7 protein-coding genes and 1 pseudogene are annotated in these 12,871 nt (G+C 44.8%); 7 read left to right on the top strand and 1 reads right to left on the bottom strand.

Features of this window, described 5'->3' with window-relative positions:
* From F6J99_RS11290 to F6J99_RS11275, 4 genes and pseudogenes are all read left to right on the top strand, one after another.
* Positions 1-914 (top strand): putative selenate ABC transporter substrate-binding protein (locus tag F6J99_RS11290; protein WP_293113002.1); only part of this gene is annotated, 914 nt, incomplete at its 5' end.
* Between the two features lie 282 nt (positions 915-1,196).
* The gene (locus F6J99_RS11285; protein ID WP_293113001.1) at positions 1,197-1,976 is read left to right on the top strand and encodes an ATP-binding cassette domain-containing protein; all 780 of its coding nucleotides are present in this window, start codon (positions 1,197-1,199) and stop codon (positions 1,974-1,976) included.
* 216 nt (positions 1,977-2,192) lie between these two features.
* A pseudogene (gene iscB / locus F6J99_RS11280) lies at positions 2,193-3,453 on the top strand (RNA-guided endonuclease IscB).
* Positions 3,454-3,920: 467 nt separating this feature from the next.
* Entirely contained in the window at positions 3,921-5,555 is a 1,635-nt protein-coding gene (locus F6J99_RS11275) for an ABC transporter permease subunit (protein WP_293113000.1), read from the top strand.
* A 145-nt stretch (positions 5,556-5,700) separates the two neighbouring features.
* Here the strand turns inward: F6J99_RS11275 and F6J99_RS11270 are convergent, their stop codons facing one another.
* Entirely contained in the window at positions 5,701-6,819 is a 1,119-nt protein-coding gene (locus F6J99_RS11270) for a PLP-dependent transferase (RefSeq protein WP_070391723.1), read from the bottom strand.
* 638 nt (positions 6,820-7,457) lie between these two features.
* Here F6J99_RS11270 and dxr point away from each other — a divergent pair.
* The 3 genes from dxr (at position 7,458) to F6J99_RS11255 (ending at position 12,320) form a co-directional block, all read left to right on the top strand.
* Complete coding sequence (dxr, locus tag F6J99_RS11265) at positions 7,458-8,666, top strand: 1-deoxy-D-xylulose-5-phosphate reductoisomerase (RefSeq protein ID WP_293112999.1); 1,209 nt, start codon at positions 7,458-7,460, stop codon at positions 8,664-8,666.
* A 152-nt stretch (positions 8,667-8,818) separates the two neighbouring features.
* Entirely contained in the window at positions 8,819-10,405 is a 1,587-nt protein-coding gene (locus tag F6J99_RS11260) for a glucose-6-phosphate isomerase (RefSeq protein ID WP_293112998.1), read from the top strand.
* Positions 10,406-10,655: 250 nt separating this feature from the next.
* A complete protein-coding gene (locus F6J99_RS11255) occupies positions 10,656-12,320 on the top strand; it encodes a thiamine pyrophosphate-binding protein (protein ID WP_293112997.1) in 1,665 nt (554 codons plus the stop codon).
* Positions 12,321-12,871 lie beyond the last annotated feature (551 nt).

The following is a 12,871-nucleotide window of genomic DNA, read 5'->3' as shown; positions in this document are numbered from 1 at the left end:
AAAAAATCTTACTAGGTTTTCTTTTAGTCCTATTACTACCGGTTACTGCCTGTTCCCCTAGCTCCGATTCTACATCCTCGTCTGGAAATGGGGCTCAGGTGCAATCTTTTACCACTGGAGCAATCCCCGATCAAGATCCTGAAAAGTTACAGCGACTCTACGGCCAGCTTGCAGCTTACCTAGAAGCAGAATTAAAGGTTCCGGTAGAATACAAGCCTGTGATTGACTATGCAGCAGCGGTAACAGCTTTTCGGGTGGGGGACTTGGATCTGGTCTGGTTTGGTGGACTGACTGGGGTTCAAGCACGGTTACAGGTAGAAGAGGCTGAAGCGATCGCTCAACGGGATATTGATGCTGAATTTCACACCGTTTTTATCGCCAATAAAAGCAGCGGGCTAAAACCGATTAAGGATATTAAAGATTTAAAAGTTTTGAAAGGTCATACCTTAACTTTTGGCAGTGAGTCATCTACCTCTGGACGCTTGATGCCCCAGTATTTTCTCGAACAAGCAGGGGTAACCTTAGACGATTTTAAAGGTGAAGTTGGGTTTTCCAAATCCCACGATGCCACGATTCAATTGGTTGAGGCAGGGAGCTACAAGGTAGGAGCCTTGAACGAACAGGTCTGGAAGAGTCGCGTTGCAGCTGGAAATGTGGACTTAAAAAAAGTAGAGTTGATTTGGCGAACTCCAGCTTACTATGATTATCACTGGGTGATTAATCCTAAAGTCAAAGAACGCTACGGGGATGATTTTGTCGAGCGGGTTCAAGCCGCCTTATTAAAGCTAGATCCTAATGTTCCCGAGCAAAAAGAAATTCTTGACTTATTTGGAGCTACTAAATTTATTTCTACAAAAAATGACAACTATGCCCAAATTGAGAAAATTGGACGGAAAATTGGCAAGATTAAGTAAATAAGCTGATGTACATTTAAATTGGCTATTCCCCGTTCCTTTATCCGCTGTTCCCTGTTACCTTTGAGCAATTTAGGTGGCGTTGCGTGTCTTCGCGCTGAATAGGAGTAGGGTGGGCATCCTGCCAGCCAGAAAAGATCGCCGAACAGGCAAGATGCCCATTCCACAGGTGCGACCCGTGGCGAATTTAATAATTAGATGCGGAAAGCGCACCTAAAAACTTTTAAAATCATTCCAATATTAAGCAACGCCAAATGCTGAAGAGCTTATCACTAATCACCAATGACTAAAATTCCTATCTTTAAACTCAAACAGGTATCCCAGCAATTTGGCCAGTTTCGGGCATTGACTAACCTTAACCTCAAGATTTATCCTGGGGAACGAGTTGCCCTAGTGGGGGCGAGTGGTGCAGGTAAAAGTACCTTGATCCGCCTGCTCAATGGCATTTTACTCCCCAGTCAAGGAGAAGTCTGGGTCTTAGGTCGTAATCTAGCTAGAATCTCCCCGCGCCAATTGCGTCAGGTGCAGCGTCGCCTTGGCACCGTTTACCAACAGTTCAATCTAGTCAATAACCTCCGGGTGATTCATAACGTTAATGCGGGTCATTTAGGACGCTGGTCATTAATGAAAGCTCTTGTTTCTTTATTGTTTCCCCAAGAGGTAGACACTGCTCTCAAGGCTTTAGCTCAGGTAGGAATTCCCGAAAAGCTTTATGCACCAACCGAGGAACTGTCTGGAGGACAGCAACAAAGGGTTGCCTTAGCTAGAGTGCTGGTGCAAAATCCTGACGTGATTATTGCTGATGAACCGATTTCTAACCTGGACAGGCAAATGAGTCGGGAAATTATGGATTTGCTAAAGGAGATAAGTGAAACAGGGGGAAAGACATTAGTAACTAGTCTGCATTCTATCGAATTCGCCTGCAGTCATTGCGATCGCTTGGTGGGATTGCAACGGGGAAAGATTGTCTTTGATGTTCCTCCAGGGGTTTTGTCTCAGAGCATGATCGACAAATTATATGCTACAGAGACTCCTAGTTTAAGCCTTGGTAATTCCCGGTAACTCCTGGAATTGCCAACTAGGATGCAGGCTAAGGATTGAGTCCTACGTTGATTTGGTTATGACACCCAGGAATGACCTCCAGTTCCTGGCTCTGTCGCTAATCATTAAGGTGAAGGCAAAATGTGTGGTTAGCCTAACAAGCCATTTCAACATTGCCGTTCGCGTAAGCGTGTGCGAAGCACTCGGAACACATAACCGACTTGAGACGCACTAAAAATGCAAAATTACGTATTTATCATTGACACTAACAAACGACCACTAAATCCCATTTCGCCAAAGAAAGCACGCCGATTATTGAAAAAAGGTAAAGCGGCGGTCTTTAGGATGTATCCATTCACAATCATCCTAAAAACGGCGATCGATGATCCAACTATCTCACCCTGTCAAATCAAGATCGATCCTGGCAGCAAGGTAACTGGATTTGCCTTAGTCCAAAATGGTCAAGTTATTTGGGGGATGGAATTAGAACACAGAGGAGGATTAATCAAGAAAAAACTAGAGTCTAGAAGAGCTGTAAGAAGCGGAAGGCGCAATCGCCACACCCGCTACAGAAAACCTCGATTCCTTAACCGTAGACGCCCACAGGGATGGCTGCCCCCTAGCCTAGAGCACAGAATTCTGACTACCCAGACTTGGGTAAAACGATTGATAAAATTCTGTCCGGTCAATGAGATTTGGGTTGAAAGAGTTAAGTTTGATACCCAAAAAATGCAGAATCCTGAAATTAGTGGCGTTGAGTATCAGCAGGGGGAACTAGCTGGCTATGAAGTCAGAGAGTATTTGCTTGAAAAATGGGAAAGGGAATGTACCTATTGTGGAAAGCAAAATGTCCCCTTGCAGATTGAACATATCCATCCAAAATCGAAAGGAGGAAGCGATTGCGTAAGTAATCTTTGTTTGGCTTGCAAAAAGTGCAACCAACGAAAAGGAAATAAGCCTATAGAGGATTTTCTAAAAAAGAAGCCAAGTCTACTTCAGAAGATTAAGACTAAAGCTAAACAGCCCCTAAAGGATGCGGCGGCGGTTAATGCAACCCGTAAAAAGCTAGTAAAAATGCTCCAAAGTGTAAGACCAGTAGTAACTGGGACGGGAGCACAAACTAAGTACAACCGAACGAAGCTAGGACTCCCTAAACAGCACGCTTATTGATGCCGCTTGTGTTGGGGATATTGAGACTTTAACTTTGATAACCTCTCAACCTCTTCTAGTAACCTGCTTTGGGCAAGGAGGAAGGCAAAAAGCGGCACTCAACAAGTACGGCTACCCCATTAGACATAACCCATTGAAGCCGATTAAAGGCTGGGTAACCGGAGACATAGCCAAACATCAAAAACTAGGGATAGGCAAAGTTACTCCCAGAAGTAAAGGAAGTTTTGGATTTACCCCGTTAGGAATGAAAGGGTACAAAAGCTGTAAACCTCAAGATATATCGGCAATACACCGAAAAGATGGATACACTTACGGCTTTTACCAATAAATACCGGAATTTGCCAAGTAATAGCTGTCCTAAACTTACCTGATCTGATGAATGTATAGTTTTAATTTTTTAGGAACCGTTCCGTCTAAACTTATATAGCATTTGAAGTAAAGTTGAAGACACATTAGACATCTCCAAATAATCTTTAATCGAGTCATAGCAATCAAACTAAGCGGGTCAAAAATTGATGATAACTTGAACCGTAGGAACGATGTTAGCGCTACAAAAGTAGTGATTTTAACTCCCGAAACCTTGACTACACCCTAGCTAAATACTTACATCTTTACCACTACCATTTTTACCATTTATCTATGGCTAATTCCGTCCATTAAACTATATTTTTAGGGTGTTATGGTATTATATAAATATCTATTTTTGTTCGCTGTTACCCGTTTTATATTCCCTGTTCCTTTATCTACTGTTCCCTTGAAACCAAAATACTATTAAAATCCGTTGCGATAACTTAGATGACTCAAAGTTTATCTCGTCCACCATTACTGAATCGCCGCCTGCTGTGGGGAATTTGTTTTGTCATTTTTATCGGGATGGCGGTTGTTAAAGCTGGTATCTTTGAGCAAGATCTTGTTAATGTGGGAGGATTTTACCAACTGTTGCGGTTCTTGCGGGCGAGTTTGCACCCCGAAGTGAGTCCTGAGTTTCTGCAGCTGACCCTGAAGGCTACCCTCACGACCCTAGCTTATGCCGCCTGCGGCACTTTTCTGAGTATCTTGCTCGGCGTGGTGGCAGGAGTTATCACCTCCCAGGTTTGGTGGTTGACAGTCTTGCCTCACTGGACTCTGCGACAACCCATCTGGCTGGGAATTCGGGGACTGCTGGCCTTCCCCAGAGCAATTCATGAGATGATCTGGGGCATTTTTTTTGTCAGTATCTGGGGTTTAGATCCTCTGGCGGCCATTATGGCCATCGCCATTCCCTATGGGGCAATAGTCGCGAAGGTCTTCTCAGAAATTCTGGATGAAACGCCCCGGGGTGCTTTGATGGCATTACTCAGTAGTGGCGTGTCCCCCTTGATGGCCTTTCTTTACAGTATCATTCCGCAAGCCTTTTCAAATCTCCTGTCCTACACCCTCTATCGCTTTGAGTGTTCCATTCGTTCAGCTACTGTACTGGGACTGGTTGGGGCTGGTGGGTTGGGCTATGAGATCTTGCTGAGTTTACAGTCTCTGCGTTACGAACAACTATGGACATTTTTCTATGCCCTAGTTTTATTAAGCGCTGCGATTGACATCAGTAGTGTCATCTTGCGCCGCCGGATTAATTTGAGAGTAGTTTTAATTTTAGTGGCTTTGTGCTGTTTGGGGTTTTTGTATGTCAGTCCTGATCTGAGCAAGTTTTGGTCTCCCCGAACTCAAAAACTCTTGGGTGACATTGCCCAAGCATCATTTCCCCTCGATTTTAAGACTGTGCCCTTGTCGCAGCTGTGGAAGTTATCACTACAAACTCTAATTATGTCTGTCCTGGCCAGTGCTGGTTCTGGTCTTGTAGGGATTGTTCTGTCTTTTCCGGCAGCCCATAATTTTTTGCTACCAGGGGGATTGCTCAATCCCAGTCCAAAAGCTTCCCGATTAGCTGTCTTACAAGGCTGGTCTATCTTAGTATTCACCAGGATCATACTACTGTTTTGCAGAGCTATTCCTGCCCCAATTTGGGCATTAGTGGTGATGTTTGTCATGTTTCCGGGAGTTTTACCTGGTGCGATCGCCCTAGGATTGCATAATCTAGGCATCCTTGGCAGGTTGATGGCAGAAATAAATGAAAATTTGGAAAAGCCTCCCTTAGAAGCCTTAAAAGCACAAGGAACTCCAGGAGCACTCTTGTTTCTCTATGGGATATTCCCGATGAATTTACCTCGTTTTCTGGCTTATATTTTCTATCGCTGGGAGGTGTGTATGCGGGAGACGGTCATTGTAGGATTAGTTGGGGCTGGAGGATTAGGGGTGTTGTTGACCGAACAACTGAGCAGCTTTGATTATCGCAGTGTGGGCATGACGCTGGTTTGTTTTGTCTTTTTGACTTTTTTCGTTGATTGGGTGAGTGCTGCCGCTAGAGAATCGATAACTCCTCATAAATCTCTAAATTAGTAATGGGATTACGCTTCTGCCTTACTGGCGTTGCACAATAACGGGATGATGTACCTATTTGCCGAAGTTTGAACTGTAGACTATAAACCACTTTCAGTTATGTGCAAAAAATGGTATAATCCTACAAGTGTGCAACGCCCCCTGACTAACCTAAAGCTTGGGCGAGATCTTCTAGTAGATCATCAGTATGTTCAAGACCCACAGACATCCGTAACAGATTGTCTGGGGTTCGGGTACCAGGAAATTCCATCGAAGCACGATGTTCGACTAAACTCTCGACACCACCCAAGCTAGTGGCTCGTGTAAATACTTTAACCTTGCCAGTAAAGGCAAAGGCATCTTCCCTGTTTCCTTTAACTTGGAAAGAAATCATACCCCCAAACAGGTTCATCTGAGCAGCAGCAATCCCATGTCCTCGATGGTTTGGCAATCCCGGATAATGAACAGCTTCTACTTTAGAGTGTTCTTCTAAAAATCGTGCCACCTTCAAGGCATTTTCTGAATGAGCTCTCATGCGGTAGGGTAAGGTCTGAATGCTCCGCAGGAGTAACCAACAGTCGAAAGGGGCGGCTACTGAACCGCCAGCCATCTGAATTGTTTTAATTTTGTGAAAAAATTCATCCTTAACCTTAGTAATCACGGCACCTCCTAAGACATCACTGTGTCCACCGAGATACTTGGTTGTGGAGTGGATAACCAAATCTGCACCCAACTCCAATGGACGTTGGCTAATCGGTGTTGCCCAAGTGTTATCGCAAACACAATAGACATTATGGTTATGGGCAATATGGGCAATCTTGCTGATATCAGTAATCCTTAACATTGGATTGGAAGGCGTTTCTATCCAAATCAGCTTGGTGTTGGGTTGAACTGCTTCCATCACTGTGGTAGGATTAGCCATATCTACAAAAGTGACCGCCAAATTCCAAGGGCCAAAAACTTCTCGCAAGAGAAACCCAGTTCCTGTGTAACTATCTATAGGTGCCACTACATGGTCTCCAGGGGACAAAGCCTGGAAGATACTCAAGGTAGCAGCTGAACCAGAAGAAAAAGCGGCGGCGGCTGCTCCCCCCTCTAATTTAGATAGGCATTTTTCCAGACTATCCCGATTCGGGTTATTGTCTCGACTGTAGTTATAACCCTGAGGGTAGCTGCCGTCTGGCTGACGTTCAAATGTAGTAGATAGATAAATTGGGGACACTACTGCCCCTGTGGCTGAGTCAATATTATGGCCAGCATGCACTGCCAGTGTCTCAATTTTCATGCAACCTTTTGCTCAAATCACTGATAATACCTTTTCATAGGAAAGAGACCACATCATCTACATATATATAGATGTTGGCCATACGATCCTGAATTAATCCCATCTAAGTTGTGTGATTGACTACATAAGACTTGCTTATCACTGATTACATCTAGCTTTTATCATACTTATGAGGTAGATTCAATGTCTTGATGCAGTCGCTCATCGGGAACGGCTGTTTGCGGACCCAAGGGTTTGAACCTGATAAACCCCGTGGGGCATTAGCAATCCCCCCTAACCCTCCTTATTAAGGGTAGACGCCAGTCGCTCTTAGGAGTTTTCCCCAAGACCAAGCTGCATCCCTACTCCCTAAAACCAAGGACGATGTACCTCACCCAATTGAGAGCTGCTATATATATAGATTTTATCCATATGATGCCCCATTAATCCCGTCTGCATTGTGTGATTGATTACATAAGACTTGCTTATCACTGACAATAGGGGTAAAACTTAATCAAAACCTATAATCAGTAAGGTTTGTTGCCAAATTGCCAGTACCATAAGAAAAATTTACCAATTGTTTTAATGGGGTTGAGTTACTTATGGGCTTCCCATTGCCCCGGTATGATAGGGGAGTTGTTGGTAATTATAAAAAAATTGTGAAAAAAATTACACTCTTAGGTTCCACTGGCTCAATCGGTACCCAAACTCTCGATATTGTTAATCAATACCCCGATCAATTCCAGTTAGTGGGATTGGCAGCTGGGCGCAATGTGGAAATGTTAGCGGCTCAAATTCGGCAATTTCGACCGATAATTGCTGCAATTCGTGATCAAGAGAAATTACCAGAACTCAAAGCAGCAATTGCTGACCTTGACCCCCAACCTATTCTTTTAGGGGGCGAAGCTGGAGTGGTAGAAGTGGCACGCTATGGTGATGCGGAAGCTGTAGTTACTGGCATTGTCGGCTGTGCGGGTTTGTTGCCTACTATTGCTGCTATTGAAGCGGGTAAAGACATTGCTTTAGCGAATAAAGAAACTCTAATTGCAGGTGGTCCAGTGGTACTACCGTTAGTCGAAAAACATGGTATTAAGCTGCTACCAGCTGACTCAGAACATTCGGCAATTTTTCAGTGTCTTCAGGGAGTGCCAGCAGGGGGATTGCGGCGGATTATCCTAACAGCATCCGGGGGGGCTTTCCGAGATTGGTCTGTGGACAAGTTAGCTTCAGTGAAGGTGGCTGATGCCCTAAAGCATCCCAATTGGTCCATGGGACGTAAAATTACTGTGGACTCTGCCACCCTAATGAATAAGGGATTGGAAGTGATTGAGGCTCACTTCCTGTTTGGCATGGATTATGACCACATCGACATTGTGATTCATCCCCAGAGTATTATTCACTCCTTGATTGAACTACAAGATACTTCAGTATTAGCTCAGTTAGGTTGGCCAGATATGCGCTTACCTTTACTCTATTCCCTGTCATGGCCGGAGCGGATCTATACCGATTGGGAACCACTAGATTTGGTCAAAGCTGGTAATTTGACTTTTAGGGAACCGGATCATCAGAAATATCCCTGTATGAACATCGCTGATGCGGCTGGTCGGGCTGGGGGGTCGATGCCAGCGGTATTGAATGCAGCCAATGAGCAGGCAGTTGCCCTATTCCTAGAGGAGAAAATTGGTTATTTGGATATTGCTCGTTGTATTGAATCTGTATGCGATCGCCACCAAGCTGATAACTGTTCCAATCCTTCCTTAGAGGATATCTTGGCAGCAGATCAATGGGCAAGACAGGAAACTATAGCTGCTAGTAAGTTGCTCCGGGATTCGATCATTTTCCCACAGCCTGTCGCTTCAACCAGTTGAGTGGGTTCAAGACCTGCTCAAAAATCCAAAAAACGTTTTGGTAAAAGTCGCGCATAGCCCCGACCCCAAGGGCTAGCTAAGTCGGGGTAGTTTACGCTATGTGCTTGCCTTAAACTTGTGAGTGGACAATAAAAGAAGTTGGAGAGCTACTTATGGACGCCGCTGCACTCTGGCAACGCTATCAGGATTGGCTTTATTACCACGAAGGGTTAGAGCTTTACCTCGATATCAGCCGTATGGGGTTTGATGATGCCTTTGTGGAGGCGATGCTGCCTAAGTTTGAAAAGGCATTTAAGGATATGGATGCCCTAGTCAACGGTGCGATCGCAAACCCTGATGAAAACCGCATGGTCGGTCACTACTGGCTAAGAGACCCGGACTTAGCCCCAACTCCAGAACTCCAACAAGACATTGTCAACACTCTCGAAAAGATTGAAACCTTTACCCAAAATGTCCACACGGGTGCCATCCATCCCCCTAGGGCACCAAAATTTACAGATGTTCTTTCCATTGGTATTGGGGGCTCTGCCCTTGGTCCTGAGTTTGTCGCTGAAGCCCTCGCGCTAGACTCTCCTCCTTTAGCCATTCACTTTATTGACAATACTGACCCAGCTGGCATTGATGCTGTGCTTACCCGACTCCAAGATCGATTGTCTAGCACTCTGGTATTAGTCATCTCCAAATCTGGGGGAACACCAGAAACTCGTAACGGCATGGTGGAAGTTAAAACAGCCTACGAGTCTCAGAATCTAGACTTTGCTGCCCAGGCTGTTGCCATTACGGGTGTTGGCAGCAAACTAGATCAATTGGCAAAATCCGAAGGTTGGCTAGCCACCTTTCCCATGTACGATTGGGTAGGAGGACGTACCTCTGAAATGTCAGCCGTAGGACTACTTCCAGCTTCACTACAAGGGATTGATATCCGTCAGATGCTGGCTGGTGCTAAAGATATGGATAGCGCTACCGGTAGCCCCGAGCTCAAAAGCAATCCAGCAGCGTTACTTGCTCTATGCTGGTACTTTGCTGGCAATGGCAAGGGGGAGAAAGATATGGTCATGTTGCCTTACAAAGACAGTCTATTGCTATTCTCCCGCTACTTACAGCAGCTGGTAATGGAATCTCTAGGTAAGGAAAAAGACCTAGAGGGCAATACGGTTTATCAGGGCATTGCGGTTTATGGTAACAAAGGCTCAACGGATCAACATGCCTACGTACAGCAACTTCGGGAAGGTGTTCCCAATTTCTTTGTCACGTTCATTGAAGTCTTAGAAGACCGACAAGGGAAGTCTCCAGAAGTAGAACCTGGTGTAACTACGGGAGACTATCTATCAGGTTTATTACAAGGTACTCGGCAAGCGTTGTATGAAAATCAACGGGATTCCATTACCGTAAGCATTCGTCAGGTCAATGCTAGAACCGTGGGGGCATTGATTGCCCTGTATGAACGTGCTGTTGGTCTTTATGCATCCTTGGTAAATATCAATGCCTATCACCAACCTGGGGTAGAAGCGGGTAAAAAAGCCGCCGCTGCCATTCTGGATTTACAGAAAAAGGTGATGGAGGTACTACACCAGGAAAGTGCTGCCATATCTGTTTCGGAGTTAGCTGAGAAAGTGGGAGCCCCTGACCAAATTGAAGGGATTTACAAATTGCTGCGTCATCTGGCTTATAACCAGCGGGGTATTGTCTTAGAAGGGAATCTGGGCCAGCCAAGTAGTCTAAAAGTTTCTCCTGTATAAGCTAATAGATATTTGACCTTTTTTCTTGACAGTTGACTGTTAATCATTGACAGCCAACTGTCAAATTTAAGGCTAGTTAACAAAAAACACGTTAGGCTTCCTAGTCAACTCAAGAAACTTGCTAGAATATAAATCATAAAAAGTTAGATTATATCTTAAATGTAACGTTTTTTACAAACAAATTAACGTTTTTTAAAATTTTGGTTATGCTGGCCATAAAGATAGCTTAATTAAAGAGGTCAGAGGTGCAATGGCTCAGTCTGATGTAGTAACTGTCGGTCAATACCTTACTCAACGCCTGCAATCCGCTGGTGTCAAGCATATTTTTGGCGTAGTGGGAGATTACGTCCTGGGTCTGATGGATGTCTTGCTAGACAGTTCTGTAGAGTTAATCTACACCTGTAACGAACTCAATGCCGGATATGCAGCTGATGCCTATGCTCGCCTTAATGGTGTTGGTGGGTTGTGCGTTACCTATAATGTCGGTGGACTCAGTCTAGTCAATGCTGTGGCGGGTGCCTACGCTGAGCTAGTCCCCTTGATCGTGATTAGTGGAGCACCTAACAGTTCCCAGCGGCAGCAAAAGTTACTCCTACATCACACTGCCGGTAATTACAATCTACAGCTGGAAATTTTTGAAAAAATTACAGTGGCAGCCGTGAGGCTTACCAGCCCTAGTCAAGCGGCAAGGCAAATCGACCAGACCATTGCTGCTTGTTTGCGCCACCGCAGACCTGTATACATTGAAATTCCCTCAGACTTAGTCAATCAACCTTGTCCTGTTACTGGGGAGCGTGACTTACCAGAAGCCCCAATTATCGATATCCACGCTTTATCAGAGGCAGTTGAAGAGGCGGTAAGTTTGCTAGAGCAATCCCAGCATCCCGTTATTATAGCTGGGGTTGAACTCCACCGCTACGGTATAGCAGACCAACTTACCAACCTGCTGGAGCAGACAGGATATCCCTTCGCTACCACTTTGTTAGGCAAGTCAATCATCTCCGAAAGCCACCCACAATTCATTGGTAGCTATGCAGGAGCGTTCAGTCAGGAGTATGTACGCCAACGAGTTGAAACAGCAGACTGTATTTTGTGCCTGGGTGCCTTCATGTCAGACATTAATCTGGGTGGTTTCACTGCCCAACTTCCCGAAGAGCGATTAATTAATGCTAATTCTGACAAAGTTAAAATCAAACACCACTTCTATTCTCCCGTTTATCTACCGGATTTCATTGCTGGTCTAACTGCCAAACTTCAGAAGAAAAAATCTGATGTCTTGGATATCAAGCCAGCTATAGAGTCTTTGTCTAAACGCTTTGAATCACAACCTGAGCAAAAGCTAACTAATGCCAGATTCTATGAGCGGATTACTCACTTTATTGATGATGACTCAATCGTGATTGCTGAAACTGGTGATGCTTTAATTGCTACCGTTGATTTGGTACTCCAAGGAGACAGCGACTACATTGGACAGGCGCTTTACACCTCTATTGGCTTCTCAGTTCCTGCCTGCCTAGGAGTCGCTTTGGCTGTTCCTAACCGTAGACCGATTGTTTTTGTTGGTGATGGTGCCTTCCAGATGACCTGTCAGGAACTTTCTACGATTATTAGGCATCAACTTAACCCGATTATCTTCTTAATTAATAATGACGGGTACACTATTGAGCGGGCTATCCATGAAGGCTCGTACAACAATATTCAACCTTGGAAATATCATCAGTTACCCCAGGTTTTTGGCAATAGCTGGAGTTGCCAAGTGCGTACTGAAGGTGAGTTAGAACAAGCCTTAGAACAGGCAAAAGTTAACCATAATAGTGTCTCCTTTATCGAAGTTCATTTAGCTCGGCTCGATTGCTCTGATGGTGTCAAGCGCTTGGGGAAAGCGTTAAGTGCTATGCAAGGATTATCAGACTAGTGGCTGGTCTAGGCAAGAGGGGGGGGCTGACTGACTAATTAATCACAAGGGTGATTCTTTGTGAACCCTGACCTATGTTGTTGTCTAGGTATCTATATTAATTTTACCAGGCAACTCCTATCTCCAGACAGTTCTGATGGAGCTGGTGTCGAAGTATTTTTAGTCACCAATTTAGCACTAGATGACCTAGCTTAGGAGTAGGTTTGTTGTGACATACTCCCACACTGATCTATCGGTTCAGTGTGGGCTTGTTGCCAACTCCACCTATGGGTTAGGATACTCAGCAAGCTTTATTAACCATACGGTCAGAAGTTACCGCTTAAAGAGTGGAGCCTTTATGGTTAGCAGGCTATGCATAACAGGGTTAAAACTTTATGATTAAGGCTCCACTCTTCTAAGGTTTCCTCTCCGGGATGCCTCGACCCACCGGAACAATACAACTCGTTCTTTCTTTTTAGCTGTCCGGTAAAAGAAGCCCCACGTCCGAACTGAAAGTCGGCGTGGGATGAATTTTACACAGAGTCTTTCGGCATAGGGAAGCGAGCTATCAA

The sequence above is a fragment of the Moorena sp. SIO4G3 genome (assembly GCF_010692305.1).
GTDB classification, from domain to species: Bacteria; Cyanobacteriota; Cyanobacteriia; order Cyanobacteriales; family Coleofasciculaceae; genus Moorena; species Moorena producens_A.
This window is presented reverse-complemented; position numbering and strand designations above follow the sequence as displayed.

Bases quoted from the DNA above. Each gene is read 5' to 3' on its own strand.
- F6J99_RS11285 (WP_293113001.1), top strand. From the start codon at position 1,197: ATGACTAAAATTCCTATCTTTAAACTCAAACAGGTATCCCAGCAATTT.
- F6J99_RS11275 (WP_293113000.1), top strand. From the start codon at position 3,921: ATGACTCAAAGTTTATCTCGTCCACCATTACTGAATCGCCGCCTGCTG.
- F6J99_RS11270 (WP_070391723.1), bottom strand. From the start codon at position 6,819: ATGAAAATTGAGACACTGGCAGTGCATGCTGGCCATAATATTGACTCA.
- F6J99_RS11260 (WP_293112998.1), top strand. From the start codon at position 8,819: ATGGACGCCGCTGCACTCTGGCAACGCTATCAGGATTGGCTTTATTAC.
- F6J99_RS11255 (WP_293112997.1), top strand. From the start codon at position 10,656: ATGGCTCAGTCTGATGTAGTAACTGTCGGTCAATACCTTACTCAACGC.